The 25,911-nt window shown below is 66.1% G+C and carries 31 protein-coding genes; 16 read left to right on the top strand and 15 right to left on the bottom strand.

The genetic code is table 11. From position 1 onward, the window contains the following. Positions 1-3: 3 nt before the first annotated feature. Positions 4-1,119 (bottom strand): alanine dehydrogenase, encoded by a 1,116-nt coding sequence (gene ald, locus L6Q67_RS05385; RefSeq protein WP_296566429.1) that lies wholly within the window; start codon positions 1,117-1,119, stop codon positions 4-6. A gap of 95 nt (positions 1,120-1,214) precedes the next feature. Between ald and L6Q67_RS05380 the strand changes: the two genes are divergently transcribed. Continuing rightward, entirely contained in the window at positions 1,215-2,033 is an 819-nt protein-coding gene (locus L6Q67_RS05380; RefSeq protein WP_296566981.1) for a helical backbone metal receptor, read from the top strand. Positions 2,034-2,078: 45 nt separating this feature from the next. On the opposite strand, the gene L6Q67_RS05375 is transcribed toward L6Q67_RS05380, so the two are convergent. The 4 genes from L6Q67_RS05375 to L6Q67_RS05360 form a co-directional block, all read right to left on the bottom strand. Next, entirely contained in the window at positions 2,079-2,900 is an 822-nt protein-coding gene (locus tag L6Q67_RS05375) for a mechanosensitive ion channel family protein (protein WP_296566425.1), read from the bottom strand. Between the two features lie 94 nt (positions 2,901-2,994). Beyond that, positions 2,995-3,459, bottom strand: coding sequence for a putative toxin-antitoxin system toxin component, PIN family (locus L6Q67_RS05370; protein ID WP_296566422.1), 465 nt, complete (start codon positions 3,457-3,459; stop codon positions 2,995-2,997). Between the two features lie 79 nt (positions 3,460-3,538). After that, positions 3,539-5,365 carry a class I poly(R)-hydroxyalkanoic acid synthase gene (locus L6Q67_RS05365; protein WP_296566419.1) on the bottom strand — a complete coding sequence of 609 codons (1,827 nt, stop codon included), beginning with the start codon at positions 5,363-5,365 and terminating at the stop codon, positions 3,539-3,541. A 14-nt stretch (positions 5,366-5,379) separates the two neighbouring features. Further along, complete coding sequence (locus L6Q67_RS05360; protein WP_296566416.1) at positions 5,380-6,405, bottom strand: MBL fold metallo-hydrolase; 1,026 nt, start codon at positions 6,403-6,405, stop codon at positions 5,380-5,382. A gap of 116 nt (positions 6,406-6,521) precedes the next feature. On the opposite strand from L6Q67_RS05360, the gene L6Q67_RS05355 reads away from it, so the two are divergent. The 15 genes from L6Q67_RS05355 to L6Q67_RS05285 all read left to right on the top strand — a co-directional run bounded on the left by L6Q67_RS05355 (position 6,522) and on the right by L6Q67_RS05285 (position 16,744). Next, on the top strand, positions 6,522-6,959 hold the full coding sequence (locus L6Q67_RS05355) for a MerR family DNA-binding transcriptional regulator (protein WP_296566413.1): 438 nt from the start codon (positions 6,522-6,524) through the stop codon (positions 6,957-6,959). Between the two features lie 87 nt (positions 6,960-7,046). Further along, positions 7,047-7,517, top strand: a complete 471-nt coding sequence (locus L6Q67_RS05350) for a PaaI family thioesterase (RefSeq protein ID WP_296566410.1) — start codon at positions 7,047-7,049, stop codon at positions 7,515-7,517. A gap of 89 nt (positions 7,518-7,606) precedes the next feature. After that, positions 7,607-8,749, top strand: a complete 1,143-nt coding sequence (can, locus tag L6Q67_RS05345) for a carbonate dehydratase (RefSeq protein ID WP_296566408.1) — start codon at positions 7,607-7,609, stop codon at positions 8,747-8,749. 69 nt (positions 8,750-8,818) lie between these two features. Continuing rightward, positions 8,819-9,439, top strand: a complete 621-nt coding sequence (locus L6Q67_RS05340; RefSeq protein WP_296566406.1) for a 2-hydroxychromene-2-carboxylate isomerase — start codon at positions 8,819-8,821, stop codon at positions 9,437-9,439. A 111-nt stretch (positions 9,440-9,550) separates the two neighbouring features. Next, the gene (locus L6Q67_RS05335; RefSeq protein ID WP_296566403.1) at positions 9,551-10,153 is read left to right on the top strand and encodes a 2-hydroxychromene-2-carboxylate isomerase; all 603 of its coding nucleotides are present in this window, start codon (positions 9,551-9,553) and stop codon (positions 10,151-10,153) included. A 1-nt stretch (position 10,154) separates the two neighbouring features. Beyond that, complete coding sequence (locus L6Q67_RS05330; RefSeq protein ID WP_296566400.1) at positions 10,155-10,739, top strand: TIGR00730 family Rossman fold protein; 585 nt, start codon at positions 10,155-10,157, stop codon at positions 10,737-10,739. Positions 10,740-10,767: 28 nt separating this feature from the next. After that, positions 10,768-11,874 carry an S-(hydroxymethyl)glutathione dehydrogenase/class III alcohol dehydrogenase gene (locus L6Q67_RS05325; RefSeq protein ID WP_296566398.1) on the top strand — a complete coding sequence of 369 codons (1,107 nt, stop codon included), beginning with the start codon at positions 10,768-10,770 and terminating at the stop codon, positions 11,872-11,874. A 1-nt stretch (position 11,875) separates the two neighbouring features. Then, a complete protein-coding gene (gene fghA / locus L6Q67_RS05320) occupies positions 11,876-12,724 on the top strand; it encodes an S-formylglutathione hydrolase (protein ID WP_296566397.1) in 849 nt (282 codons plus the stop codon). A 4-nt stretch (positions 12,725-12,728) separates the two neighbouring features. Beyond that, positions 12,729-13,397 carry a DUF4126 domain-containing protein gene (locus L6Q67_RS05315; protein ID WP_296566395.1) on the top strand — a complete coding sequence of 223 codons (669 nt, stop codon included), beginning with the start codon at positions 12,729-12,731 and terminating at the stop codon, positions 13,395-13,397. 89 nt (positions 13,398-13,486) lie between these two features. Further along, complete coding sequence (locus L6Q67_RS05310; protein ID WP_296566393.1) at positions 13,487-13,696, top strand: DUF1289 domain-containing protein; 210 nt, start codon at positions 13,487-13,489, stop codon at positions 13,694-13,696. 10 nt (positions 13,697-13,706) lie between these two features. Further along, complete coding sequence (locus L6Q67_RS05305; RefSeq protein WP_296566391.1) at positions 13,707-13,886, top strand: DUF1289 domain-containing protein; 180 nt, start codon at positions 13,707-13,709, stop codon at positions 13,884-13,886. 10 nt (positions 13,887-13,896) lie between these two features. Then, complete coding sequence (locus L6Q67_RS05300) at positions 13,897-14,823, top strand: MBL fold metallo-hydrolase (RefSeq protein ID WP_296566389.1); 927 nt, start codon at positions 13,897-13,899, stop codon at positions 14,821-14,823. A gap of 148 nt (positions 14,824-14,971) precedes the next feature. Continuing rightward, positions 14,972-15,811: an RNase adapter RapZ gene (rapZ, locus tag L6Q67_RS05295; RefSeq protein ID WP_296566387.1), complete on the top strand. Its 840-nt coding sequence runs from the start codon at positions 14,972-14,974 to the stop codon at positions 15,809-15,811. After that, on the top strand, positions 15,808-16,215 hold the full coding sequence (locus tag L6Q67_RS05290; RefSeq protein WP_296566385.1) for a NusG domain II-containing protein: 408 nt from the start codon (positions 15,808-15,810) through the stop codon (positions 16,213-16,215). Before rapZ ends, L6Q67_RS05290 begins: the two co-directional genes overlap by 4 nt. After that, a complete protein-coding gene (locus L6Q67_RS05285; protein WP_296566381.1) occupies positions 16,196-16,744 on the top strand; it encodes a Gx transporter family protein in 549 nt (182 codons plus the stop codon). Before L6Q67_RS05290 ends, L6Q67_RS05285 begins: the two co-directional genes overlap by 20 nt. Here L6Q67_RS05285 and L6Q67_RS05280 read toward each other — a convergent pair. The 10 genes from L6Q67_RS05280 to gshA form a co-directional block, all read right to left on the bottom strand. After that, a complete protein-coding gene (locus L6Q67_RS05280) occupies positions 16,712-17,191 on the bottom strand; it encodes a ribonuclease HI family protein (RefSeq protein WP_296566378.1) in 480 nt (159 codons plus the stop codon). The genes L6Q67_RS05285 and L6Q67_RS05280 overlap by 33 nt on opposite strands. Before the next feature lie 17 nt (positions 17,192-17,208). Continuing rightward, complete coding sequence (locus L6Q67_RS05275) at positions 17,209-18,063, bottom strand: Dyp-type peroxidase (RefSeq protein ID WP_296566375.1); 855 nt, start codon at positions 18,061-18,063, stop codon at positions 17,209-17,211. A 59-nt stretch (positions 18,064-18,122) separates the two neighbouring features. Further along, positions 18,123-18,725, bottom strand: a complete 603-nt coding sequence (metW, locus tag L6Q67_RS05270; RefSeq protein WP_296566371.1) for a methionine biosynthesis protein MetW — start codon at positions 18,723-18,725, stop codon at positions 18,123-18,125. 10 nt (positions 18,726-18,735) lie between these two features. Then, on the bottom strand, positions 18,736-19,860 hold the full coding sequence (locus L6Q67_RS05265) for a homoserine O-acetyltransferase (protein ID WP_296566368.1): 1,125 nt from the start codon (positions 19,858-19,860) through the stop codon (positions 18,736-18,738). Between the two features lie 172 nt (positions 19,861-20,032). Beyond that, entirely contained in the window at positions 20,033-21,754 is a 1,722-nt protein-coding gene (gene ptsP, locus L6Q67_RS05260; RefSeq protein WP_296566364.1) for a phosphoenolpyruvate--protein phosphotransferase, read from the bottom strand. A gap of 37 nt (positions 21,755-21,791) precedes the next feature. Next, on the bottom strand, positions 21,792-22,061 hold the full coding sequence (locus tag L6Q67_RS05255) for an HPr family phosphocarrier protein (protein ID WP_296566361.1): 270 nt from the start codon (positions 22,059-22,061) through the stop codon (positions 21,792-21,794). A 93-nt stretch (positions 22,062-22,154) separates the two neighbouring features. Next, the gene (locus tag L6Q67_RS05250) at positions 22,155-22,538 is read right to left on the bottom strand and encodes a PTS fructose transporter subunit IIA (RefSeq protein ID WP_296566358.1); all 384 of its coding nucleotides are present in this window, start codon (positions 22,536-22,538) and stop codon (positions 22,155-22,157) included. Positions 22,539-22,603: 65 nt separating this feature from the next. Then, positions 22,604-23,647 (bottom strand): FAD:protein FMN transferase, encoded by a 1,044-nt coding sequence (locus L6Q67_RS05245; protein ID WP_367171629.1) that lies wholly within the window; start codon positions 23,645-23,647, stop codon positions 22,604-22,606. After that, entirely contained in the window at positions 23,644-24,597 is a 954-nt protein-coding gene (gene gshB, locus L6Q67_RS05240; protein WP_296566976.1) for a glutathione synthase, read from the bottom strand. Before gshB ends, L6Q67_RS05245 begins: the two co-directional genes overlap by 4 nt. Further along, a complete protein-coding gene (gene gshA / locus L6Q67_RS05235) occupies positions 24,594-25,895 on the bottom strand; it encodes a glutamate--cysteine ligase (protein WP_296566355.1) in 1,302 nt (433 codons plus the stop codon). Before gshA ends, gshB begins: the two co-directional genes overlap by 4 nt. Between the last annotated feature and the right edge of the window lie 16 nt (positions 25,896-25,911).

Genomic DNA, 25,911 nt, shown 5'->3' with positions numbered 1-25,911 from the left:
GCTTCAGCCCAACTGGGTGATGGCCGGAAGGTATTTTTTGCCCAGGGCCTCGGCCACCTGGGGGTGGGTCACGTTGCCATTGCAGATGTTGAGGCCGGCCCGCAAGCCGGCGTCGTCCTTGAGGGCCTCCTTCCAGCCTTTGTCGGCCAGGGCCAGCACGTAGGGCAGGGTGGCGGCGTTGAGGGCATAGGTGGCCGTGCGGGCGACCGCGCCGGGCATGTTGGACACGCAGTAATGCACGATACCGTCCACGAGATAGGTGGGATCGGCATGGGTTGTCGGCCGGGATGTTTCAAAACAGCCCCCCTGGTCGATGGCCACATCGACGATCACCGCTCCGGGTTTCATGGCACCCAGCATGGTCCGGGTGACCAGCTTGGGGGCGGTGGCACCCGGAATCAGCACCGCGCCAATGACCAGATCGGCCTGCAGTACCAGGCGTTCGATGGCGTCCTGGGTGGCGTAGAGGGTCTTCACCCGTCCGCCGTAAACTTCGTCCAGGTGGCGCAGCACGGGCAGTGACTTGTCGAAAATGGTCACGTCCGCACCGATGCCGACGGCAGTGTGGGCAGCGTTGTTGCCCACCGTGCCGCCGCCCAGGATCACCACCCGGCCTGGTTCCACGCCGGGTACGCCGCCGAGCAGTACGCCGCGGCCGCCGTGGGATTTTTCCAGAGCTGAGGCGCCGGCCTGGATGCTCATCCGCCCGGCCACTTCGGACATGGGGGCGAGCAGGGGCAGGCTGCCGCCCGGAGCTGTGACTGTTTCGTAGGCGATCGCTGTGACGCCGCTGGCGATGAGCTCTTCGGCCTGGCCCGGATCGGGTGCCAGGTGGAGGTAGGTGAACAGCAGATGGTGAGGTTTGAGGCGGGCGCGTTCGTCACGGAGGGGCTCCTTGACCTTGACGATCATGATGGCCTGCTCGAAGACTTCCTCGGCGCTCAGGGCGATGTGGGCACCGGCGCGCTCGTAGTCGCTGTCACTGGCGCCGATGCCGTGACCGGCACCCGACTCGACCCACACCTCGTGCCCGTGGGCCACGACTTCCCGGACTGCGCCGGGTGTCAGGCCGACCCGATATTCGTGGTTCTTGGTTTCCCTGGGAACGCCGATCTTCATGTTCTTCTCCATGTGCGTGGGCCGTGTGCTTTCAGAGTGGCCGGGTGTAAGCCTGGTTCCAATAACGGCGCGGGTCTTGAGATACTTTGACAATGATGACCGATACCTTTGATGAAGTGATGATCGATGCTGCCGGGCAGCGTCATTTTCCGTGTGACGGCCCGGCCCGCATCGTCTCCCTGGTGCCTTCACTGACCGAACTGGTGTGCGATCTCGGCCTTGCGCCGCAGCTGGTAGGCCGCACCGGTTTCTGCATCCACCCCCGACCCGTGTTGAAGGCCGTGACCAAGGTGGGGGGCACCAAGGACGTGAACCTCGAGCGCCTGCGGGCCCTGGCGCCCACCCACATCATCGTCAATGTGGATGAGAACCGGCGGGACTGCGTGGAGGAGATCGCCACTTTCGTGCCGAACGTGATCGTCACCCATCCCTGCACGCCCGAGGACAATCTGTCGGTGTACCGCCTGCTGGGGGCGATCTTCCATCGGCGCACCGAATCGACACGACTGACGGCAGCCCTGGAGGCGGCCCTGGCCGAGGCCCGGGCGGTGGGAGCGGCCTTGCCGCGGGAGAAGGTGCTCTACCTGATCTGGCGCGAGCCATGGATGACCGTGGCCCAGAGCACCTATATCGCCGCGACCCTGGCGGCGGTGGGCTGGGATACCTGCCCACTGCTCACGGAACCCCGTTACCCGGCTTTTGAGTGGGATGCGCCCTGGCTCCCGGAGGTGCAGCGGGTCTTGTTGTCGTCGGAGCCCTATCGTTTCCGCGAGCGTCACGTGGAGGAGGTCGGGCGCCTTTCGGGTTTGCGGGCCAGCCTGATCGACGGAGAGATGGCGTCCTGGTACGGCAGTCGGGCGATTGAAGGCCTGCAGCACCTGGCGGCCCTGCGCCGCAGCCTGGCCGTGGAATGAAAAACGCCCACCGGGTGGTGGGCGTTGAATGGACTGGCCTCGGTCTCAGGACGGCTGCCGCAGCACCTGATGGGGCGCCGGAATCGGCCAGCCATTGGCGGCGCCGACTTCTGCCAGGGCCTTGTTGGTGTCGAAATAGACCTGCCAGTAGTGGTCGTTGTGGCAGTAGGGGCGCACGACCAGCTTGGTACCGGCGGCATTGAATTCCAGGATCTCCACGTCGGGCGCCGGATCGGTGCGCACGTTGGGGATCTGGACGATGCGGGCGCGGATCAGCGCCATGGCCTGGGAGGGGTCGACCGCGTGGGCGATCTGGGCGGTCAGATCCACCCGGCGGCAGGGGTTGAGGGTGTAGTTGACGATGTTGTCGGAGAACAGCTTGTTGTTGCCGATGGTGGTACGCACGTTGTCGGGTTGGTCGATGCTGGTGGCAAACAGGCCGATCTCCTTCACCGTGCCGGTGATGCCGGCGCCGCTGATGAAATCACCCACCTTGAAGGGACGCAGGATGATCAGGAAGGCGCCCGCCGCGAAATTGGACAGCAGGCCGCTCCAGGCCACACCGATGGCCACGCCGGCTGCGGCGATGAGGGCGGCAAAGCTGGTGGTCTCGATGCCGAACACGGACAGGATGACGATGACCAGCACGATGCGCATGATCACGCGCAGGGTGGCTTCCACGTAACGGACGAGGGTGGGTTCGACCTTCTGGCGGGTCATCCCGCGGCTGGACAGGTTGCCGATCAGGTTGATCACCCATCCGCCGATGATCCACAGGGCGATGGCACCTGCAAGCTTCCAGCCAAGGGGAATCAGGTAAGTGGTGACGAGCGTGCCGACGTCGAGGCTACTGGTGTCGATGGCCATGGAGGAACTCCGTGGTGAAGGGGGAGCACCAGTCTAACGGCTCAGGGTGGAGGGGTATTGCATGTCATGTTAATTTTTGTGGCTCTGCCGTGGGTCAAGGCAGCAGGGCCTGGAAGCGCTCCGGAGTGAGAATGGCAAAGCGGCTGGCAATCACCGGTCGCCGCCCCAGTTTGAGTACCAGCTTGTCCCGGCTCAGCAGGGCGCAGGCCTTGCTGTCACGGGCTACCTCCAGGAACTTCTGGTCGTCCCGATCCAGGCAGTTGGGAAGTTCGCAGGCGGGCGCTTCGATGGTCTCGATCAGCGTGCAGCGGGCGCGGTAGACGGCCGCGATTTCGAGCTGGCGTTCGGGGGGCTGCTTGAACTGTGAATAGGCCAGCACGCGGGTCAGCTCGGTCAGGCAGTCCTCACGGGTAAACAGCATCAGGGCGTCGGCTTCCACTGCGTTGCGCAGGCGAAGCAGGGCCGGGTCTTCGAACATCCACAGGGACAGCACCACATTGGTGTCGAGAATGACCGGAAATCCATGGGGCAGGGGGGCTTCGAGGGGGTAGGTGGCCACGGCAGGTCGGAGTGGAGAGGGTGAAATGCAAAAGGAAAAGGGGGCCGAAGCCCCCTTGCCCTTTGCAGCGTTACCGCGATCAGGCGGCCTTCTTGGCGTCCAGGCGAGCCTTCACATAGGAGCCCGGTGCGTCTTCCAGCACCTTCAGGTTGCCGGCGACGGGGTCGCGGGCCGGAACCTTGGTGGCGTCCTGGCCAAGCAGCCAGGCCTGCCAGTCGGTCCACCAGGAGCCCGGGTGCTGCTCGGCGCCGGCGAAGAACTCGTCGGCGGTGGCGGGCAGCTTGGCCGCAGGGTTGGTCCAGTAGCCATACTTGTTGGCCGCCGGCGGGTTGACGATGCCGGCGATGTGGCCGGAGCCGCCCAGCACGAAACGTACGTTGCCGCCAAAGTTGCGGGCACCGGAGTAGGTGCTCTTCCACGGGGCGATGTGGTCTTCGATGGTGGAGATGAAGTAGGTCGGAACCTTGATCTTGGAGAGGTCGATGGCCACGCCGCCGATCTCGATGCCGCCCGGCTCCTTCAGCAGGTTCTTCATGTACATGTTGCGCAGGTAGAAGCTGTGCATCTTCGCCGGCATGCGCGTGGAATCGGAGTTCCAGTACAGGAGATCGAAGGGGAAGGGGTCCTTGCCCATCAGGTAGTTGTTGACCACGAAGGACCAGATCAGGTCGTTGGCACGCAGCATGTTGAAGGTGCCGGCCATCTCGGAGCCTTCCAGGTAACCGCGCTCGAACATCTTTTTCTCGAGGCTGGCGACCTGGCCTTCGTCGATGAACACGCCCAGCTCGCCCGGATCGGCAAAGTCGGTCATGGTGGTGAAGAAGGTGCCGGAGGCGATCCGCTTGTCCTTCTTGCCGGCCATGTAGGCCAGGGTGGTGGCCAGCAGGGTGCCGCCCAGACAGTAGCCGGCCGCGTTGATTTCCTTGGCGCCGGTCTGTTCGACGATGGCGTCCACCGCGGCCAGGGTGCCTTCCAGCAGATAGGAGTCGAAGCTCTTCTCGGCCTGGCGCTCGTCCGGGTTGACCCAGGAGATCACGAAGACGGTGTGGCCCTGATCAACACACCACTTGATGTAGGAGTTCTTCTCGCGCAGGTCGAGGATGTAGAACTTGTTGATCCACGGCGGCACGATCATCAGCGGGCGCTTGGACACGTCGGGGGTGCTCGGCGTGTATTGCAGCAGCTGCATCATGTCGTTCTGGAAGACGACCTTGCCCGGCGTGGTGGCGACGTTCTTGCCCAGCTCGAAAGCCGTGGTGTCGGTCATCTTGACGCGCAGGTTGCCACCGCCGTCTTCCACGTCGCGGAGCAGGTTGTTCAGGCCCTTGATGAGGTTCTGACCGTGGCTCTTGACCGTCTCGCGGAACACTTCCGGGTTGGTCAGGGCGAAGTTGGAGGGGGACAGGGCGTCGATGTACTGACGGGTGTAGAAATTGACCTTCTTCTGGCTCTGATCATCCAGGCCGTCAACGCTGCTCACGGTGTCATGGATGTGACGGGCAGCGATGAGGTAGGACTGCTTCATGAAGTCGAACAGGAAGTGCTCCTGCCATTCTTCGTCCTTGAAGCGCTTGTCGTCCTTGGCGGGGGTGGCCACCGGGCTGCCGGAGCCGACGCCAGTGAGGCGCATCATGGAGTGCTGCCACAGGGAGAAGTAGTCCCACACCAGGTTCATCTGGGCCTGGGCCAGGCGATAGGGGTTGGCCAGCAGCTTGCCCATCATGTCCATGAAGGCCTGGGCGATGCCGAGTTCGTCGGCGGGGGCGCTGATGCCCTTCTTGACCTGCTTCTGGATGTGATCAGCCAGCAGCTTGGAGGCCCGCTGCGCAACTTCAGCGTAGGTCTTGGCGACTTCTTTGGGGTCCGGCAGTTCGGACTTGGCGACTTCTTTTTCGGGCGCAGCCATTCTCGGGTTCTCCTTTATTGATGGCTTTTGATGAAACGGACAATCCCATCGCTTTCCACTGACCGGCACACCTCCCTTTTGCGCGCGAGATGGTTCAGGTGGGCGATGGCTTCCCCCATGGCAAACATGACCTGATGCGTGTCCAGTTCTCGCGGGAACAGGGTTGCAAGAAGCTCCCCGGCACAGCGTGGCACGGCACAGGCGGCGAGAAGCTCCGCGCAGCGGTCGTCGTGGTGCTCGATGAGCTGATCCACGCGCAAACCGATGTTGCGGAACGGGCTCCCGTGGGATGGTAGCACGAGCGTGGCTACCGGCAACTGCTTGAAACTGCGGATCGAATCGAGGAATCGCCCCAGCGGATCGTCATCCGGCGTGGCGGCAAAAACGCTCACGTTGGTGGAAATGCGGGGCAGCAGCATGTCGCCGGAAATCAGCACGCCGGCGGACTCGCAATGCAATGACATGTGCTCGGGCGAGTGGCCGTGACCGACGATCACCTTCCAGTCGCGACCGCCGATGTTCAGGCTGTCACCGTCGATGACCCGGTCGTAGCTGGCCGGCAGGGACGGCACGCCACGCTTGTAGGCGTTGCCGCGGCTGGCCAGCGCGGTGCAGCGTTCCTCGTCGAGGCCGTGCTGACGGAACTGGGCGACCATGGCGGTCGTGTTGTAGCCGGGCAGCTGGTTCCACAGGGCGTGGCCACCGAGGTATTCGCCCAGGGTCATGGTCACCGGGGCGCCGGTCTTCTCCGACAACCACTGGGCCAGGCCCAGGTGGTCGGGATGGCAGTGGGTGACGATGATCCGTGTCACCGGCCGGCCGAGGCCGGCGAGGATGGTGTTCCAGGCGTCCTGACTGGCGTCGAGCCCGTAGCCGGTGTCGACGATCACCACCCCGTCGCCATCCTCGATCAGCCACAGGTTGATGTGGTTGAGGGCAAACGGCAGGGGCATGCGGATCCAGTGCACGCCGGGTGCCACCTCACGGGTCTCCCCGGTGGGGGGGAGGGTGTCGAATGGGTATTCCAGTGTCGGGGTCATCGTTCTGTTCTCCTGTTTGTACGGATAGTCGTTTCGCTTGGCCGCGTTGCCGGAGGCTGCGAAATCTGCTTTACTGGCCCTCGTTTTCTTTGTGTCAGCACGTTTTCGCCGGACCCATGAGCCAGGAAGAAACCTACACCATTACCGAGCTCGCTCGTGAATTCGGCATCACCCCGCGGGCCATCCGCTTTTACGAGGACGAGGGCCTGCTGGCGCCGACCCGGTCCGGGCGCAACCGCATCTACGCCAAGCGTGACCGCACCCGGCTGCGCCTCATCCTGCGCGGCAAGCGGCTCGGCCTGTCGCTGGCCGAGATCGGCGAGCTGCTCGGCATGTATGACGGCGTGCGCAACTCCACCCAGCAACTGAGCCGCTTCCTGTCCGTGCTCGCCGAACGCCGGCGGGCCATCGAGCAGCAGCGCGAGGACATCATCGCCGTCCTCGGCGAAATCGGCATGCTCGAAAAGCAATGCCGCGAGCTGCTGGCCGAAAATCCCGAAGGCGCTGCCGAGGCACGGGCCGAACTGGTCGCCCGGTTGCGTGAGGGCAGTTGATTTTTTACCATTAAAGTTACGTTTACGTAAACGTTAAAAAAACCTGAAGCTGCCATTTGAAGCAGATCGAACCCGAGGAGACCCGTCATGACCCGCCCGCCCCTGGAGCCTTTCCATCCCCGTGACCCCGACTACGCTGCTCGGGTGCGCGCCAGCTTCGATCTCCAGCAGGCCATGGCCCTGATCGGTGCGCGGCTGGCGGTGGTCGAGCCCGGCTACACCGAGATCCACCTGCCGTTCAAGGCCGAGATCACCCAGCAGCACGGCTTCATCCACGGTGGCGTGGTGGGCATGATTGCCGACTCGGCGGCCGGTTACGCCGCCAACACCCTGACCCCGGCCGACAGCAGCGTGCTGACCGTGGAGTACAAGCTCAACCTGATCGCACCGGCCGACGGCGAGCGCCTGGTGGCAAGGGGCGAGGTGATCCGTTCGGGGCGCACCCTGATCATCACCAAGGCCGAGGTCTTTGCCATCAAGGCCGAGCAATGGACGCTCTGCGCAGTGATGCAGCAGACCATCATGGCCATGCACGGGCGCAAGGAGAAAGGCAGCTGAAGAGGAGGCAGCGGCGCACGTTCGTGATGAAACGAATGGCGTGGCAGGGTATCGTGTCGGGCTGTTTCCCATTGAAGGAAGAGTGATCGATGGCTGTAACCCTTCGCATCCTTGATGAGCATGACCATGCCGAGATCGAGCACGTCCGGCAGTTCTTCCGCACTTACGCGGGCTGGCTGGGCGTCGATCTGGGCTATCAGAATTTTGCCGAGGAAATGGCCTCGCTGCCGGGGGCCTATGCGCCGCCGACAGGGCGCCTGTTCTTCGCCGAACTGGACGGAAGGCCCGCCGGTTGCGTCGGTCTCCGCCCGGCCACCGAAGGCATCTGCGAGATGAAGCGCCTGTACGTCGAGCCGGAGCTGCGGGGCAATGGCGTGGGCCGCGAGCTCGCCCTTGCGGCGATCAAGGCGGCCAAGGCCCTCGGTTACCGCAAGATCATGCTGGACACCCTGCCGGCCATGCGCATCGCCGTGAAGCTCTACCGTGAGCTGGGTTTCACCGAAGCGCCGGCCTACTACCCGACGCCCGTAGAGGGCACCATGTTCCTCGCCCTCGATCTGGAGAACTGGTCGGAGACCGAAGTCCAGAACGAGAACCTGTTTCATCTCTTCGACTACAACCTGGCCTGGTCGCGCAAGATGCGCCAGGTGGACCCGGGTTTCTTCGAGAAGCTGTCCACCCTGCAGGCCCCGGAGTACCTGTGGATCGGTTGTTCCGATTCCCGCGTGCCGGCCAACGAGATCATCGGCCTGCTGCCGGGCGAGGTGTTCGTGCACCGCAACGTCGCCAACGTGGTGGTGCATACCGACCTCAACTGTCTGTCGGTGATCCAGTTCGCCGTGGATGTGCTGAAGGTCAAGCACATCATGGTGGTGGGGCACTACGGCTGTGGCGGCGTTCGTGCCGCGCTGCAGCGCGAGCGGGTGGGCCTGGTGGATCTGTGGTTGCGCCATGTGCAGGACGTGCACGTCAAGCACCTCGATCGCGTCGATCTGCTGCCCCCGGACATGCGGCACGATCGCCTGTGCGAGCTCAATGCCCTTGAGCAGGTGGTCAATGTGTGCCAGACCGTCGTCGTCCAGGATGCCTGGAAGCGGGGTCAGCGCCTGACCGTGCATGGCTGGGTGTATGGCCTGAAGGACGGCCTGATCCGCGATCTGGGCATCAACGTGAGCCGCCGCGAGGACCTCATGCAACGCTACTTCGGGGCGCTCGAGGCCCTTGAGGCCTGAGCCGGGCCGCTGCTGCCTTACCCGGACGATCCCTTTGCCCCCTCGGGGCACGCTACGGAGACCTGTGTCATGACCGAGCCCGTGCAGCCCGCTGCGCCCATCGACTTCTACTTCGACTTTTCTTCACCCTACGGCTATTTCGCGGCCGAGAAGATCGACGCGCTGGCGGCCCGCTACGGGCGCACGGTGCTGTGGCACCCCTTTCTGCTGGGGGTGACCTTCAAGGTCACGGGCCTGGCGCCCCTGCCGACGATTCCCCTCAAGGGCGCCTACTCGCTCCACGACATCGAACGCTCGGCCCGCTATTTCGGTCTGCCCTTCCGGCAGCCCAGCGTCTTCCCCATCCCCACCCAGCATGCCGCGCGGGCCTTCCTGTGGCTGAATGACCGCAACCCGGCGCGGGCCAAGGCCTTTGGTCTGGCGGCCTATCGTGCCTACTTCGTAGACGACGTGAATATCTCCGATCTGGGCACCGTACTCGATCTGGCATCGGCCCAGGATGTCGATCGCGACGAGCTGTCGGCGGTGCTGGCCGGCACCGAGATCAAGGCCCGCCTGGCCGCAGAGGTGGATCTCGGCTTGTCCCGCGGCGTGTTCGGCTCGCCCTTCGTGTTCGTCGATGGTGAGGCCTTCTGGGGGGCGGACCGCCTGCCCCAGCTGGAGCGCTGGCTGGCTGAAGGCGGCTTTTGAGCGCGCCCGGGGCAGGGGTGCTGCCTGCCCCGTGTTGCCCGCCCCGCCGGGCGGGCTGCCATGGATAATGCTGAGTGCGCATTTCCGACCCCCCCGAATTCCGGAGACCCCATGTCTGCACCCATCGATTTCTATTTCGACTTTTCCTCGCCCTACGGCTATCTGGCCTCCGAGCAGATCGATGCCCTGGGGGCAAAGCATGACCGGGCCGTGATGTGGCACGCCATTGTGCTGGATGCCCAGTTTCAGCCCCAGGGCGGCATGAAGATCCCCGCCGCCTTGATGCGTACCGAATATGTGAAGCGCGACGTGGAGCGTTCGGCCGCCTTCTTCGGCATTCCTTTCAAGGAGCCCGTGCCTTACCCGGTGCATACCGAGCATGCCGCCCGCGCCTTCCAGTGGCTCAGTGACCGAAGCCCGGACGATGCCCGCGCCTTTGCCCATGCGGTGTTCCGTGCCTATTTCGTTGATGGCCGCAACATTGCCGAGACGGCGGTGCTGCTGGAGATTGCCGACACCCTCAAGCTCGACCGGGACGATGTCTCCGCCGCTTTCTCCGATGCGGCCACCAAGGCCCGCCTGAAGGCCGAGATCGATCTGGCGGAAGCCCGGGGGGTGTTCGGTTCGCCCTTCTTCATCGTCGAAGGTGAAGGCTTCTGGGGCAATGACCGCCTGCCCCAGCTGGAGCGCTGGCTGGCCCGGGGCCCCTTCTGACATGCGCCGGATCTGCGTCTTCTGCGGTTCCCGCCCGGGCGTCAATCCGGCCTATCGTGCCGCTGCCGAATCCCTGGGCAAGACGTTTGCCGAGCGGGGCATCGAGCTGGTGTATGGCGGCGGCAACGTGGGCCTGATGGGCATCATCGCCGACGCCTGCCTGGCGGCGGGGGGCAAGGTGGTGGGGGTGATCCCCCGCGCCCTGCTGGAGTGGGAGGTCGGTCACGAAGGCCTGACCCGGCTTGAAGTGGTGGATTCCATGCACTCGCGCAAGGCCCGCATGGCCGAACTGGCTGATGGTTTCATCGCCCTGCCCGGCGGTCTGGGCACCTTCGAGGAGCTGTTCGAGATCCTCACCTGGGCCCAGCTGGGCTTCCACAACAAGCCGGTGGCCCTGCTCAACTGCGAAGGCTATTACCAGCCCCTGATCCAGATGATGGACCGGGGTGTTGGCGAAGGTTTCATGAAGACCGAGAACCGCGGTCTGCTGCTGGTTGAAGACAATGTGTATGCCTTGCTGCGCGCCATGGGGGCCTATCATCCCCCCGCCGTGGGCAAGCGCATCCGCGACGAAAAACAACTCTGAATCTACCCTTCCCCAAGGAGAACTCCCCATGAAGACCCGTGCAGCCGTTGCCTGGAAGGCCGGCGCCCCCCTGAGCATCGAGACCGTTGACCTGGAAGGCCCCAAGGCCGGCGAAGTGCTGGTCGAGATCAAGGCCACCGGCATCTGCCATACCGACTACTACACCCTCTCCGGTGCCGACCCGGAAGGCCTGTTCCCGGCCATCCTCGGCCACGAAGGCGCTGGTGTCGTCGTCGATGTGGGCCCGGACGTGAAGTCCCTGCGCACCGGCGACCACGTCATTCCGCTGTACACGCCGGAATGTCGCGAGTGCAAGTTCTGCCTGTCGCGCAAGACCAACCTGTGCCAGAAGATCCGCAGTACCCAGGGCCGCGGCCTGATGCCCGACGCCACCAGCCGCTTCAGCCTGGACGGCAAGCCCATCCTGCACTACATGGGCACCTCCACCTTCTCCAACTACATCGTCGTGCCCGAGATCGCCCTGGCGAAGATCCGCAATGACGCGCCCTTCGACAAGGTCTGCTACATCGGCTGTGGCGTGACCACCGGTGTGGGCGCCGTGCTGTTCACCGCCAAGGTGGAAGCCGGGGCCAACGTGGTGGTGTTCGGCCTGGGTGGCATCGGCCTCAACGTGATCCAGGCCGCCAAGATGGTGGGCGCCGACAAGATCATCGGCGTGGACCTCAACCCCGGCCGCGAAGCCATGGCCCGCAAGTTCGGCATGACCCACTTCATCAACCCGAACGATGTCGAAAACGTGGTCGATCACATCGTCCAGCTCACCGACGGCGGCGCCGACTACAGCTTCGAATGCATCGGCAACACCAAGGTGATGCGCCAGGCGCTGGAATGCACCCACAAGGGCTGGGGCCAGTCCGTGATCATCGGCGTGGCCGAAGCCGGCGCCGAGATCTCCACCCGTCCCTTCCAGCTGGTCACCGGGCGGGTCTGGAAGGGCTCGGCCTTCGGTGGCGCCCGCGGCCGCACCGACGTGCCGAAGATCGTGGACTGGTACATGGAGGGCAAGCTCAACATCGACGACCTGATCACCCATACGCTCACCCTCGATCAGATCAACGATGGCTTCGACCTGATGAAGAAGGGCGAGTCCATCCGTTCGGTGGTCGTCTACTGAGATGGGTGATACCTCGATCGAGGTGATGTCCGAGCACGGCTGCTTCGGCGGCCGGCAGGGCTTCTACCGTCATGAGTCCCGGGAGATCGGGCTCCCGATGCGCTTCGCCGTGTTCGTGCCGCCCCAGGCGGCCGACGGCCCGATGCCGGTGTTGTTTTACCTGGCCGGGCTGACCTGTACCGAGGAGACCTTTCCCATCAAGGCCGGCGCCCAGCGCCTGGCGGCCGAGCTGGGCCTGATGCTGGTCGCGCCCGACACCAGCCCCCGCGGTGCCAATGTGCCGGGCGAGGCCGAGAGCTGGGATTTCGGCGTGGGCGCCGGCTTCTACCTGGACGCGGTGTGCGAGCCCTGGGCCCGCCACTGGCGTATGGAAAGCTACATCACCGGCGAGTTGCGCCGGCTGGTGGCGAGCCGCTTTCCGGCCGATCTGGGCCGCTGTGGCATCTTCGGCCACTCCATGGGAGGCCACGGTGCCCTGACCCTGGCCCTGCGCCATCCGGATCTGTACAGGTCGGTCTCAGCCTTTGCACCGATTGCCGCACCCAGCCTGTGCCCCTGGGGTGAAAAGGCTTTTGGCGGCTACCTGGGGGCGGACCGCCAGGTGTGGCGCGAGCACGACGCCAGCACCCTGGTGGAGGACGGCCGGCGCTGCCCGCCCATCCTGATCGATCAGGGCATGGCCGACCAGTTTCTGCCCACCCAGCTCAATCCCGACCGCTTCGAGCAGGTGTGTGCCGACGGTCAGCCCCTCACCCTGCGTCGTCATGAGGGCTACGACCACGGCTACTACTTCATCTCCACCTTCATGGCGGACCACCTGGCCCACCATGCCCGCCACCTGAAGGCCTGAGCCCATGGATCTTGCCAGCCCCGACCTGCAGGCTCTGGCCGAGGGCGTCAAGCCGCTCCTCGACTGGCGCAATGTGCCGGTGGATCTGGCGTCCCTGGCCGCGCTGGCGGCGGGGCTGGGGTGGGCCAGCGGCCTGCGCCTGTATGCCCTGGTGTTCGTGCTCGGCGCCCTCGAGCGTTTTGCCGGCGTGCAGTTGCCGGGTGGCCTGGGCCTGCTCGCCCATCCCCTGGTCCTCGGCGTGTCGGGCCTGCTCCTGCTAGTGGAGTTCTTTGCCGACAAGCTGCCCTGGCTGGACTCCATCTGGGATGCGGTGCATACCTTCATCCGCATCCCGGCCGGGGCGGCGCTCGCGGCGGCCGTGATGGGCGACCAGGGTGGCGCCCTGCAGCTCGCCATGGGCCTGCTTGGCGGGACCCTGGCTGCCGGCACGCACCTGGCCAAGGCCGGTGCCCGGGCCGCCATCAACACCTCCCCGGAGCCGGTCAGTAACGTCGTCGCCTCCCTGGGTGAAGACGTGCTGTTTGCCGGCGGCGTATGGACGCTGATCCATCAGCCGCTGTTGTTCCTGGCAGCCCTCGCGGTGTTCTGCGTGTTCGCGGTGCTGCTGATCGTGGTCCTGTGGCGTTTCGTACGCCGGCTGTTTGCCCCTCGCGCGGCCCGGCCCTTGCCATAGGGGCCGGGGTCTGCGATAAACAGATCAAGGTATTTCCATTTACGACCCGTCGCCACGTAGCGGCGGGCATGTTTTCCCCAAGAGTCCCCATGAGCATTCCGTCCCCGTGCATCAACGTCTGCCGCATGCATCCGAGCAGCGGCTACTGTGAAGGCTGCTATCGCAGCATCCCGGAAATCACCGAATGGAGCCGCGCCAGCGACGCCCGCAAGCAGGCCATCCTGGGTGAGGTGGCCTCACGCCGCGCCGCTGCCGATCCGCTCGAAGCGAACCTGCACGACGAATGCGTGCGCGATTGAGGGGCGGGCGATGAGTGACGACAACCCCTGCATCGGCATCTGCGAGATTGAGGACGGCTACTGCATCGGCTGTGGCCGCAGTGCCGAGGTCATCTTTGGTGAGACGGATTCGGCAGGCAGTGACGATGTCGACGCGGGCGTGGATCGTATCCAGCCCCTGCCCGGCGAGCAGGTCGAGTCCTCGGATTGAGGCGGAAGGCATGAGCGCGCATGGGGCCGTGGGCCTGCCGCCCGGCATCCAGGTCATCGAGCGGGGCTGGCTGTCGGCCAACAATGTGCTGCTGTTCGACGGGCCCGAAGCCACCCTGGTGGACAGCGGCTACGTGAGCCACGCGGCCCAGACCGTGGCCCTGGTGGGCGAGGCCCTTGCCGGACGCCAGCTCGCCCGGCTCATCAACACCCACTCCCATTCCGATCACATCGGCTGCAACGCGGCCGTGCAGCGCGCCTTCGATTGCCGGATCGGCGTACCCGAGGGTATGGCCGGTGCCGTGGCGCGCTGGGACGAGGAAGCCCTGCTGCTGAGCATTGCCGCCCAGCAGGGCGAGCCCTTCCAGGCTGATTTCACCCTGGCGCCCGGCGAAGGCCTGGTCATGGGCGGGCTCGAGTGGCAGGCCCTGCCGGCACCCGGGCACGACATGGATGCCCTGGTCTTCCACGCCCCCGACGCCCGCCTGCTGATCTCCGGTGATGCCCTGTGGCGGGACGGCTTCGGCATCCTGTTTGCCGAGGTGATCGGTGCGGGCGGTGGCATTGCCGCCGTGCGGGAAACCCTCGAAGCCATCGCACGGCTGTCGGTCGATGTGGTGATCCCCGGTCATGGCGCGCCCTTCGTCGAGGTGGACGACGCCCTGCGTGCCGCCTTCTCGCGCCTGCAGGCCTTCGAGCAGGACGGTGCACGGATGGCCCGCAATGCCATCCGTGCGTGCATCACCTTCATGTTGCTGGAGCAGCGGAGCATCGATCTGGATGCCCTGCCGGCCTACCTGGACGAAGTGCACCTCTATCGGGAGGCCAACCGCCGCTTCCTGGGCCTGAGCCCCGATGCACTGGCGACCTGGCTGGTGGGTGAGTTGGAGCGCGCCGGCGTGGCAAGGCGCAGGGGGTATCGGTTGGTTGTGACATAAATTAACAAAAGTGCTGATTTCCAGGGGAAACGAGGCTGCTAGGTTTGAGGAAGTTGTTTATGCTGTTTCGAAGGAAGGTGACAATTTGTCACTTCCCGATGGCAGGCTGGCATGCAGATCAGCCGCCTTCCTCTCAACAGGTAATGTCATGCAACTCGTTCTGATCAGCGGTCTGTCCGGTTCCGGAAAGAGCGTCGCCCTCAATGTCATGGAGGATTGTGGCCACTACGTGGTCGACAATCTGCCCTCGGCCCTGCTGCCGCAACTCGTCTCCCATCTGCGCGGCGCCGGCTATCAGCGTATCGCCGTTGCTGTGGACGTGCGCTCCGGTGCCAGCATCGCGGCCCTTCCCCGGCAGGTCGAGGCCTTGCGCGGCATGGTCAGTGACCTGCGCATCCTGTTTCTCGATGCCCGCGACGACACCTTGATCGCACGTTTCTCCGAAACCCGGCGCAAGCACCCCCTGGGGGACGAATGCAGCACCCTCGGCGAGGCCATCGCCCGGGAGCGGGAGGCGCTGGCCCTGATTGCCGAGCTGGGGCAGCGGATCGACACCAGCGACATGTCCGCCAACACCCTGCGCAACTGGGTGAAGGGCTTCATGGACCTGGAGGCGGGCAGCCAGATCACGGTGCTGTTCGAGTCCTTCGGCTTCAAGCATGGCATTCCGCTGGACGCCGACCTGGTGTTCGACGTGCGCTGCCTGCCCAATCCCCACTATGACCCCGTGCTGCGCCCCCTCACCGGCAAGGACGGCCCGGTCATCGACTTTCTCGCCAAGCTGCCCGAGGTGGGGCAGATGGTCGAGGACATCTACGGTTTCGTGGCGTCCTGGCTGCCGGCCTATGTCAATGACAACCGCAGTTATCTGACCATCGGCATCGGCTGTACCGGCGGCCAGCATCGCTCGGTGTACGTGGCCGAGAAGCTTGCCGAGCACTTCCGCGAAACCGCCCGCGTCCACGTCCGGCACCGCTCCCTGAAATGATCCCCGGGCCCGCCCTGCGAGGCTGGCTGGCGGCCTGGGCCGCCCATCTGAAATGGGGAGACGTACTGGTGCTGGCTACTGCACTGGTGGTTTGCGGGGCGTCGGCGCTGAGCCTGTGGCAAGGCGGGCGCCCCGACAAGGCGATCATCAAGGCCGGCGGCCGGGTGTTTGCCGAGGTGGATCTGAACACCGCCCGCATCCTCGATGTGCCCGGCCCCCTCGGTGCCACCCGCATCGAAATCCAGCCCGGCCGCGCCCGGGTCGCCGCCGACCCCGGGCCGCGCCAGTACTGCGTGCGTCAGGGCTGGCTGAGCAGCGCCGGTGCGGTGGCCATCTGCGCACCCAACCAGGTCAGCCTGGCCCTGTCCGGCCGCAATGCCGACTATGACTCGATCAACTACTGAGATCGTCCTCACGCCCACCGCCGAGGACCACCGGGTGGCCCGCCATGCGGCGGCGGCCATCGTCCTCACGGTGGCCGAGGCGGCGATCCCGCTGCCCCTGCCCGGGGTCAAGCCCGGCCTCGCCAACATCATCATCCTGGTGGTGCTGGCCCGCTGGGGCTGGCGCGAAGCCGTCTGGGTGGCGCTGCTGCGGGTCCTCGTCAGCAGCCTGCTCCTCGGGCAGTTCCTGGCCCCGGGTTTCTTCCTGAGCCTCGCCGGCAGCCTCGCCAGCCTGGCGGTGCTGGGCCTCGCCATGCACCTGCCGGGGCGGGCCTTCGGGCCGGTCAGCCAGAGCGTAATCGCCGCCTTCGCCCACATCGGCGGGCAACTGCTGGTGGCGCGGGCCTGGCTGGTACCCCATGACGGGGTGTTCTACCTGATCCCGATATTCGCCCTGGCGGCAACGCTGTTCGGGCTGGTCAACGGGCTGATTGCGGCGCGGCTGCTTGAGGAGGCGTCAGCGCCGGCGCCGCAGCAGACCGGGGTGTAGGCTCGGTTTTTCGGGCAGGCCGAGGGCCGCCCGGGACAGGCGATCGGCGTCCCGGTTGCGATGGCGGGGAATCCAGAGCACGCGGCATTCTGCAAATCCGCGCATCAGGCACCGGGTGCGGAGGATGAGCTCCTGCAGCCGGGTGATGTTCGTGCGGTCCAGCCCGCTGACGTGGCGCACCACGAAATCACTGTCGCCCCGGACCAGGACACGATGGGCGCCTGATTCGCGGGCCAGATCGAGCGCCTTGCCGAGGGCCAGCAATTCAGCTTCGTTGTTGCAGCCATCCTGCCCTGCTACCCCCGAGAACGTCTGCTGCTGGCCATCCGGGCTCAAAAGAACCACTCCCAGCCCGATCCGGCCGGGGTTGGGGCAGGCCGAACCGTCGAACCATACATGCCATTCGGGTTGGCTGGGGCGAGGGCTGGTATCGGGCAGTGTGGTCAATTGACGTCTGGCATGGGCTAGAGGGGCAGCGCCAGCTTTCCGCTCACCATCGGCGGGCACCAGAAATACGCGCCTGATACCGGCCGGGTGAAGCGGAACAGCGCATCCACAATGCCGTCCTCCAGGCCCAGCATGCGTCGCATCTGGGCCTGGAAGGCGTCGACGCTGTGGCCGAAGGCGACGAACATCAGGCCGGCGTCGCGGCCCTCGGCCCAGGGCATGGAGCGGCGGACGAGGAAGGCTTCGGGGGTGAAGCTCTCCTGGGCGGTGCGTTTGACGTGGGCGGACTCGGGGGCGTCGTCGAGCTCTTCGTTGTCGCTACGGCGGCGGCCGATGCAGTGGTCGCGCTCCTCGGGCTGCATGGCCTCGAGGTGGCTGAAGTTGTGGGCCCAGCGCTGGACGGCGACAAAGCTGGAGCCGTCGGCGGCGATGGCGGCGGCCGTGGCCTCGTCGCCTTCGGGGTTCTCGGTGCCGTCCTCGTAGCCACTCAGATCGCGCCCGCCGTCATGCTTGAAGGCGTCCCAGGAGTCTGCCAGGGTGAAGGCGGGGGCCAGTGCCGTTTCGATGTGCCGCGCCCGATGCAGGAGCTCGCCGCGGTCGTCGCCGCGCAGCCACAGCCACAGGGCGAAGGGGGTGGAGGGGATGTCGACGCCGGGGCCGGACAGGGGAGGGAAGGGCTTGAGGCCGGCGACCTTGCGGCCGAGGGCGCCAAGGGGGGCCATACCGATGCCGGCGACGGTGCGTTCGCCATCCACCACGCCCTGCAGGGCGGCGAGGCCGGCGGCCACATCGGTGCCGGGCTCGAGATTGAAGGCGAGGTAGCGGGCGAGGGGCGGCAGGGGCAACAGGATGCCGGCTTGGGGGGTACTCATGACACTCTCCGGAAAGTGGATGTTTCGGCGGAGATGATAGGGCAATCCCCCCGCGGCCGTCAGCCCGTCGGCGTGTCGCTCCGGCCGAGGCGGTACAGGGCGACGCTGGCCAGGAAGTTGGGCTCGTCGGTGATCACCTTGTCTTCGTCAAAGGCCAGCCGCTCACGAATGGCGATGCCTTCCTGGGCGCAAAGATCGTCGAAGTCGGCAATGGTGAAGAAGCGGATGTTGGGCGTGTTGTACCACTGATGCGGCAGGTTCTTGGACACCGGCATGTGGCCATTCAGGATGGCCTGGCGGTGGCGCCAGTAGGCAAAGTTGGGGAAGCTCACCACGGCCTCGCGGCCGACGCGCAGCATCTCCTTCAGGATGCCCTGGGTGTTGTGCATGGCCTGCAGGGACAGGCTCATGATGACGTGGTCGAAGAAGCCGTCGTCGAAGCCGGCAAGGCCTTCTTCCATGTCGATCTGGATCACATTGATGCCGTTGCGGGCACAGGCAAGAACCCGCTCGGGGTCTTTCTCGACGCCATAGCCGCGCACCTGGCGGACTTCGCCGAGATAACGCAGCAGGCTGCCGTCACCGCAGCCGAGGTCGAGGATGCGCTCGCCCGGTTCGATCCAGTTGGCGATCACGTCGTAGTCGTAACGCTGGAAGCTCATGGCACGCCCCTTACAGCCGGATGTTGTCGATATAGGCCCGCAGGACGCCGTGATACTGGGGGTCGTCGAGAAGGAAGGAGTCGTGGCCGGCGGGGCAGTCGATCTCCGTGTAGCTGACCCGGCGGTCGCTGTGCATCAGGGCGTAGACGATCTCCCGGCTGCGCGACGGGGCAAAGCGCCAGTCGGTGCTGAATGAAACGACAAGGTAGTCCGCCTTGGCCCGGCCGAGGGCGGCCACCAGATCGCCGTTGTAGGCGAAGGCCGGGTCGTAGTAGTCGAGGGCCTTGGTGGTGAGCAGATAGGTGTTGGCGTCGAAGAAGCCGGCAAACTTGTCGCCCTGGTAGCGCAGGTAGGACTCGATCTCGAACTCCACGTCGTAGCTGAACACCGGCTTGTCGTGGCGCAGGGCGCGGCCGAATTTCTGGCCCATGGCGTCATCGGACAGGTAGGTGATGTGGCCGATCATGCGTGCCAGGGCGAGGCCGCGGGTGGGCACCACGCCGTGCTCGTAGTAGTGGCCGCCGTGGAACTCGGGGTCTTTCAGGATGGCCTGGCGGGCCACCTCGTTGAAGGCGATGTTCTGGGCCGTGAGCTTGGGGGCGGAGGCGATCACCAGGGCGTGGGCGACCCGGTCGGGGTATTGCAGCGTCCACGACAGGGCCTGCATGCCGCCGAGGCTGCCGCCCACCACGGCGGCAAAGCGCTCGATGCCGAGCCGGTCGGCCAGCCGGGCCTGGGCATCGACCCAGTCTTCGACGGTGACGAAGGGAAAGTCGGCACCCCAGGGCTTGCCGGTGGCCGGGTTGATGCAGTTGGGCCCGGAGCTGCCATAACAGCCACCCAGGTTATTGACCCCGATGACGAAGAAGCGCCGGGTGTCGAGAGGTTTGCCGGGGCCGACCAGGTTGTCCCACCAGCCTTCGGCGCCGCTTTCGGCGTGTTTGCCGGCCACGTGGTGGGATCCGGAAAGGGCATGGCACACCAGCACCGCGTTGCTGCGTGCGGCGTTGAGGGTGCCGTAGGTCTCGTAGACCAGGTCATACTGGGGCAGCACGCCACCGCTCTTGAGGGGCAGCGGATCACTGAAGTGGGCCGTCTGCGGCACCACGATTCCGACGGAGTGTTGTTCTTTCATCTCAGTTTCGTCCCGAAAACGAAAAGCCCAGCCGGCGAACGGTCGCGGACTGGGCTGCCGTCGCTTTAGCCGTACTTGTAAAGCGCCCGCAAGCTGAAGGGTTCAAATCGGCGCTGAGCCCAAAGATTAGCGCGAGGCTTGGTGGCAAGTCAAACCCGGCTGGCGCCCGCGCCTACAGTTTTTCCACCGCTTCGCGCACCCGGTCGGGGTCGTCCAGTTTCAGCAGGCGCTGGACCTTGGGCGTCAGGTCGGAGGCGTCGGCCCGCAGGATGGCCTGCTTGACCTCCAGCACCTGCGCCGGGTGCATGGAAAACTGGCGCAGGCCCATGCCGATGAGCAGGCGGGCACACTCCGGGTCGCCGGCCATCTCGCCGCACACCGACACCGGGATGCCGGCCTTGATGCCGGCCTGGATGGTCTGGTGGATCAGGCGCAGCACGGCCGGGTGCAGCGGGTTGTAGAGGTGGGCCACGGCCTCGTTGCCCCGGTCGATGGCAAGGGTGTATTGGATCAGGTCGTTGGTGCCGATGGACAGGAACTGCAGACGCCGGGTGAAGGCGCCCAGGCACAGGGCCGCGGCGGGGACTTCGATCATGCCGCCCACCGGCACCGCTTCGTCGAACTTGATCTTGCGTTCGCGCAGCTGGGCCTTGGCCTTGTCGAGGAGGACCAGGGTCTGGTCGATCTCGTTGCTGCTGGCCAGCATGGGGATCAGGATCTTCAGCTTGCCATAGTGGCTGGCCCGCAGCAGGGCGCGCAGCTGGGTCAGGAACATCTTCGGCTCGGCCAGGCAGAAGCGGATCGCCCGCAGGCCCAGGGCCGGGTTGTCCTCGGTGCGGGTGGCGCCTTCGAGCTCCTTGTCGGCGCCCACGTCGAGGGTGCGCACGGTGACCGGCTTGCCGGCCATGGTCTTGACCACGGCGCGGTAGGCGTCGAACTGTTCGTCCTCGTCCGGCCAGGTGTCGCGGCTCATGAACAGGAACTCGGTGCGGAACAGGCCCACCCCGTCGGCCTCGACCCCTTTGGCCTGCACGGCGTCGGGGGGGAGCTCGATGTTGGCGAGGATCTGCACCTCCTCACCGTCGAGGGTGGCGGCGCGGGTGGACTTGAGGCGCTTGAGCTTGGAGCGTTCGAGTTCGACCGCGGCCTTGCGCAGGCGGTATTCCTCGAGAACGCGCTCGTCCGGGTCGATGATGACGACGCCGCGGGTGCCGTCGATGATGATCAGCTCGTCGTCCTTCACCACATGGCGGATGTGGCGCAGGGCGACCACGGCCGGGATCGACAGGCTGCGGGCGACGATGGCGGTGTGGCCGGTGGGGCCGCCCACATCGGTGATGAAGCCGGCGACGGCGTGATCCTTGAAGCCGATGGTGTCGGTGGGCGATAGGTCGTGGGCGACGACGATGGTGCCGAGGCCGTCCTTGCGCTTGGGGGGCAGGTGGCCGGGGTGGCCGAGCAGAACCTTGACGACCCGTTCGACCACCTGCACCACGTCGGACTTACGCTCGCGCAGGTAGGCATCTTCGATGGCCTCGAACTGCTCGACCAGCTGTTCCATCTGCTGGACGAGCGCCCACTCGGCGTTGGCCCGCCGGGTGCGGATGAGCTGTTCGGCCGCATCCACCAGCATCGGGTCTTCGAGGAACATGATGTGCATGCCGACGAAGGCATCCACCTCGGAGGGGGCGGCACCGGCGCCGGTGGCGGCCTTGAGGCCGGCCAGCTCGGCCTTTACCCGGGTGACGGCGTTGTGCAGGCGCACGACTTCCGCCTCCACGTGCTTGGGGGCGATCGTGAAGTGGGCGACTTCGAGCAGGGCGTGGGAGACCAGGTGGGCATGGCCGATGGCAATGCCCTGGGATACGGCCAGGCCGTGTACGGTGAAACTCATCGCTCGCCCTCCCGCGCCATCGGGCGGGACGGCCGGGTCATTCCCCTTCCCCGAACTTGTCGGCGATCAGGGCGACCAGGGCACTCATGGCCTCGTCGGCGTCGTTTCCGCTGGTGTCGATGGTGATGGTGCTGCCCTTGGCGGCAGCCAGCATCATGACACCCATGATGCTTTTCGCATTGACTCGCTTGCCGTTGCGCTCCAGCCAGACCTCGCTCTGGTAGGCGCTGGCGGTCTGGGTCAATTTGGCGGAGGCGCGGGCATGGAGGCCCAGCTTGTTGATGATTTCTGCTTCCTGACGCGGCATGGTTCTGTTCTTCCTGTCTTCCTCGATGTGCTTGTGGCGTAGCCCGGTTCTTGTGATGTCTGCCGGTGATCGCCTGCGTACGTGCCTTTACTGCTACTTCATATGCACGACGCCTTCACAGGCGCCGGCGACTGCTTTCTTGACCAGCATATCCATGCCGCGTTCCCGGTAAGTGATGGTTCGCAGCAACATGGGCAGATTGGCGCCCGCCACGCCCTCGATGCGCCCGGGCTCCAGGAGCTTGGCGGCGATGTTGGCAGGCGTGGCACCCAGGATGTCGGTGAGGATCAGCACGCCGTCACCGCTGTCCACCAGGCCGACAAGCTGGCGCGCCAAGGGCAGGGCATCGAGTGGGTCGTCCTGGCCGGAAACGCCCATCTGCAGGATCTGGGGCGGGCGGCGGTTCATCACGTGGCAGGCGCACTGGATCAGCGATTCGCCGAGGCTGCCGTGGGTGATGAGAAGGATGCCGATCATGGGGGCATTCTATCCGATGGGGCTGCCCCGGCAAGCCGGAAAACCCGGAAATGGCTGGGGTTGCGTCAGTCGATGACGCTGGCGGGGGAGATGCCCGCGTCGAACTGGAGGCGGTCGCGCAGGGCCCGGGTGACTTCGATCCGGCCCTGGTCGTCCACCCGCAGGGCGTGCTCGATGCCGAAGCGGCGGGTGTATTCACGCCAGCGCTCGCCGGCCAGGTAGGCCGGCTTGCTGGCGGCGTCGGAAAGGGTGCCGGCGTGGGGGCGCGGGGTGATGAGAATGGTGACGGCCTGGGTGCCCCGGGCGGGCATGCCGCTGCGGGGGTCGAGAAGATGGCTGTAGCGCTCCCCATCGATCTCGAAGAAACGCTGGTAGTCGCCGGAGGTACCGATGGCTTCGCCGTCGCGCAGGGGCAGGCTGGCTAGGGGGCGCGGTTCCCGCGGGTGCTGGATGCCGACCCGCCAGGGGTGTTCCCCCTTGCTGCCCAGGGCCATGAGGTTGCCGCCGATGTTGATCAGGGCGTTGCGGATGCCTTTTTCCCGGAGGAGGGCGGCCGCCCGGTCGAGGGCATAACCCTTGGCATAGCCGCCCAGGTCGAGCTGGACGGCCCGGTTGCGGCTGCTCACGGTGGTGCCGCTGATCGTCAGGTCGGCCATGCGGGGGCGGGCTGCGATGGCCGCGGTGAGGGCATCGGCGGCGGGGCGCGCAGGGGTGAAGCTGTCCGTGTGGAAGCCCCACAGGGCGATCAGCTGGCCGAGGGCCGGGTTGAAGAGCTCGTCGCTGGTGGTGGCGATGGCCTTGGCGTCGGTGAGCATGGCGGCCAGCTCGGCGGACACCGGGATCTGCGGCGTGCCGGCGGCGATGGCGGTGTTGAGGGCGGTGAGTTCGGAGGGCTCCCAGGCGTGGTAGGCCCGGTGCAGGCGGTCGAACTCCTGCAGCACCGCGGCGGTGGCGGCGCGGGCCTCCTGTTCGGAGGCGCCCCAGGTGATCACCTCCACCCGGGTGCCGAACACATAGGACTCCTGCTGGTGGAGCTGTTCCCGCTTGCAGCCGGTGAGCAGCAGGGCGAGGCAGGCTGCAAGCAGCCAGGCGATCGCGGGGTGTTTCAGGCGCAGGCCTCCTCGAGGGCGTCGATGACTGCGCCGGGCACGTCGAAGCCCATCTGGGCGGTGATCTCGACCATGCAGGTGGGGCTGGTGACGTTGATCTCGGTGAGGCGGTCGCCGATCACGTCGAGCCCGACGATGAGCAGGCCGCGGGCCCACAGGATGGGGGCCAGGTATTCTGCGATGGCGCGCTCGCCTTCGGTCAGGGGCATGGCCACGCCCCGTCCGCCGGCGGCCAGGTTGCCGCGGGTTTCGCCGGCCATGGGGATGCGGGCGAGGGCGTAGGGGATGACCTTGCCGCCGATGATCAGCACCCGCTTGTCACCGCCGCTGATGGCCGGCAGGTAGGCCTGGGCCATGATGGTACGGCGCTCGTCCTGGGTGAGGGTCTCGATGATGACGTTGCGGTTGGGGTCGTCGGCGCGCACCCGGAAGATCTGGCTGCCGCCCATGCCGTCGAGGGGCTTGAGGATGGTGTCGCCGTGGGCGTCGATGAAGGCGTTGATGTCGGCGGCGGCGCGGGCCACCCGGGTGGCCGGGGTGAATTGCGGAAACTCGGTGATGGCGAGCTTTTCGGAATGGTCGCGGATCGAGCGCGGGTGGTTGAAGACCCGGGCGCCGGCCTGGGCGGCTCGTTCGAGCAGCCAGGTGGCGGTGACGTATTCGAAGTCGAAGGGCGGGTCCTGGCGCATCAGCACAGCGTCGAAGGCGGTGAGGGCCTGTACGCTCTCCTCGCCGGCTACGTACCAGGCGTGGTCGTCGTCGGTGAGGGTGAGGGCCAGGGCCCGGGCCGACACCACGCCCCCTTCCCACACCAGGGCTTCGCGCCGGATGGCGAAGATCTGGTGCCCCCGGCGGGCGGCGGCCCGCATCATGGCAATGCTGGAGTCCTTGTAGGCCTTGAGGGCGTCCAGGGGGTCGAGGATGAAGGCAAGTTTCATGGTGGGGCTCAGGCTGCGACTTCTTCGAGGGTGGCTGCCGGTTCGGTGGCCTCGATTTCGACGGCGGCGGCGAGCAGGGCCAGGCGGGCCACCACGCCATAGGCGTAGAAGCGGTTGGGCGGTGCGTCGGGCCCCTGGTTGCAGTCGGGCAGGCTGCACGGCGCCTCGAAGGCCAGGGGCTCGAAGTGCATGCCCGGAGCGTTGAGGTTCTCGTCGCGGCCGCGCTGGGTGTGCACCCGGTAGAAACCGCCGACCACGTAGTGATCCATCATGTAGACCACCGGCTCGGCCACGGCGTTGTTGACCGTCTCGAAGGTGTGCACGCCTTCCTGGATGATCACGTCGTGGACCTCCAGGCCTTCCTTCACCACGCTCATCTTGTTGCGTTGCTTGCGGTTCAGGCCGATCAGCTCGGCAGCGTCCTTGACCGTCATGACGCCCATGCCATAGGTGCCGGCGTCGGCCTTGACCACCACGAAGGGCTCGTCGCTGACCTCGTACTCCTTGTACTTGGCGCGGATGTTGTCGAGCATCGCGGCGACCTTGTCGGCCAGCTCCTGCTCACCGGCGCGGGCGTGGAAGTCCAGGCCGCCGCAGGTGTCCCAGGCGGGGTTGATGCGCCACGGGTCGATGCCGATGGCCTTGCCGAAGTCCTGGGTCACGCGGTCGTAGGCGGCGGCGTGGTTGGACTTGCGGCGGGAATGCCAGCCGGCATGGACCGGCGGAATGACCCACTGGTCGTGGAGGTTCTGCAGGATGTCCGGAACGCCGGCGGACAGGTCGTTGTTGAGCAGCACCGCGCAGGGGTTGAAGTCCTTCAGGCCGAGGCGGCTGCCGTGGCGCTCCAGGGGTTCGAGGGTCAGGCTGCTGCCGTTGGCAAGTTCGACCACCGTGGGGGCAGTGATCTCGGGGAGCAGGCTGCCGAGACGCACCTCCAGGCCGGTGAGGCGCAGGATGGACACCAGCTTGGCCACGTTCTGCAGGTAGAACTGGTTGCGGGTGTGGTTCTCGGGGATCAGCAGGATGGAGCCGGCGCCGACGCAGATGCGCTCGATGGCGGCCTGGGCGGCCTGCACGCACAGGGGCATGAAGGCGTCGTTGAGGTTGTTGAAGCCGCCCGGGAACAGGTTGAGGTCGACCGGGGCCAGCTTGAAGCCGGAGTTGCGCAGATCGGTGGAGCCGTAGAAGGGGGGCAGGTGCTCTTGCCACTGGGTGCGCATCCAGCGCTCGATGGCACAGGCGTTGTCGAGGAAGTGGCGCTCCAGCTCCAGCAAAGGGCCGGTGAGCGCGGTGGTGAGATGGGGAACCATGGGACCTCGCGAACTG

The sequence above is a fragment of the Zoogloea sp. genome (assembly GCF_023150065.1).
In the GTDB taxonomy this organism is placed as follows: domain Bacteria; phylum Pseudomonadota; class Gammaproteobacteria; order Burkholderiales; family Rhodocyclaceae; genus Zoogloea.
This window is presented reverse-complemented; position numbering and strand designations above follow the sequence as displayed.

Coding starts and splice junctions, on each gene's coding strand:
- ald (WP_296566429.1), bottom strand. CDS start 1,119: ATGAAGATCGGCGTTCCCAGGGAAACCAAGAACCACGAATATCGGGTC.
- L6Q67_RS05380 (WP_296566981.1), top strand. CDS start 1,215: ATGACCGATACCTTTGATGAAGTGATGATCGATGCTGCCGGGCAGCGT.
- L6Q67_RS05375 (WP_296566425.1), bottom strand. CDS start 2,900: ATGGCCATCGACACCAGTAGCCTCGACGTCGGCACGCTCGTCACCACT.
- L6Q67_RS05365 (WP_296566419.1), bottom strand. CDS start 5,365: ATGGCTGCGCCCGAAAAAGAAGTCGCCAAGTCCGAACTGCCGGACCCC.
- L6Q67_RS05360 (WP_296566416.1), bottom strand. CDS start 6,405: ATGACCCCGACACTGGAATACCCATTCGACACCCTCCCCCCCACCGGG.
- L6Q67_RS05355 (WP_296566413.1), top strand. CDS start 6,522: ATGAGCCAGGAAGAAACCTACACCATTACCGAGCTCGCTCGTGAATTC.
- L6Q67_RS05350 (WP_296566410.1), top strand. CDS start 7,047: ATGACCCGCCCGCCCCTGGAGCCTTTCCATCCCCGTGACCCCGACTAC.
- can (WP_296566408.1), top strand. CDS start 7,607: ATGGCTGTAACCCTTCGCATCCTTGATGAGCATGACCATGCCGAGATC.
- L6Q67_RS05340 (WP_296566406.1), top strand. CDS start 8,819: ATGACCGAGCCCGTGCAGCCCGCTGCGCCCATCGACTTCTACTTCGAC.
- L6Q67_RS05335 (WP_296566403.1), top strand. CDS start 9,551: ATGTCTGCACCCATCGATTTCTATTTCGACTTTTCCTCGCCCTACGGC.
- L6Q67_RS05330 (WP_296566400.1), top strand. CDS start 10,155: ATGCGCCGGATCTGCGTCTTCTGCGGTTCCCGCCCGGGCGTCAATCCG.
- L6Q67_RS05325 (WP_296566398.1), top strand. CDS start 10,768: ATGAAGACCCGTGCAGCCGTTGCCTGGAAGGCCGGCGCCCCCCTGAGC.
- fghA (WP_296566397.1), top strand. CDS start 11,876: ATGGGTGATACCTCGATCGAGGTGATGTCCGAGCACGGCTGCTTCGGC.
- L6Q67_RS05315 (WP_296566395.1), top strand. CDS start 12,729: ATGGATCTTGCCAGCCCCGACCTGCAGGCTCTGGCCGAGGGCGTCAAG.
- L6Q67_RS05310 (WP_296566393.1), top strand. CDS start 13,487: ATGAGCATTCCGTCCCCGTGCATCAACGTCTGCCGCATGCATCCGAGC.
- L6Q67_RS05305 (WP_296566391.1), top strand. CDS start 13,707: ATGAGTGACGACAACCCCTGCATCGGCATCTGCGAGATTGAGGACGGC.
- L6Q67_RS05300 (WP_296566389.1), top strand. CDS start 13,897: ATGAGCGCGCATGGGGCCGTGGGCCTGCCGCCCGGCATCCAGGTCATC.
- rapZ (WP_296566387.1), top strand. CDS start 14,972: ATGCAACTCGTTCTGATCAGCGGTCTGTCCGGTTCCGGAAAGAGCGTC.
- L6Q67_RS05290 (WP_296566385.1), top strand. CDS start 15,808: ATGATCCCCGGGCCCGCCCTGCGAGGCTGGCTGGCGGCCTGGGCCGCC.
- L6Q67_RS05285 (WP_296566381.1), top strand. CDS start 16,196: ATGACTCGATCAACTACTGAGATCGTCCTCACGCCCACCGCCGAGGAC.
- L6Q67_RS05275 (WP_296566375.1), bottom strand. CDS start 18,063: ATGAGTACCCCCCAAGCCGGCATCCTGTTGCCCCTGCCGCCCCTCGCC.
- metW (WP_296566371.1), bottom strand. CDS start 18,725: ATGAGCTTCCAGCGTTACGACTACGACGTGATCGCCAACTGGATCGAA.
- L6Q67_RS05265 (WP_296566368.1), bottom strand. CDS start 19,860: ATGAAAGAACAACACTCCGTCGGAATCGTGGTGCCGCAGACGGCCCAC.
- ptsP (WP_296566364.1), bottom strand. CDS start 21,754: ATGAGTTTCACCGTACACGGCCTGGCCGTATCCCAGGGCATTGCCATC.
- L6Q67_RS05255 (WP_296566361.1), bottom strand. CDS start 22,061: ATGCCGCGTCAGGAAGCAGAAATCATCAACAAGCTGGGCCTCCATGCC.
- L6Q67_RS05250 (WP_296566358.1), bottom strand. CDS start 22,538: ATGATCGGCATCCTTCTCATCACCCACGGCAGCCTCGGCGAATCGCTG.
- gshA (WP_296566355.1), bottom strand. CDS start 25,895: ATGGTTCCCCATCTCACCACCGCGCTCACCGGCCCTTTGCTGGAGCTG.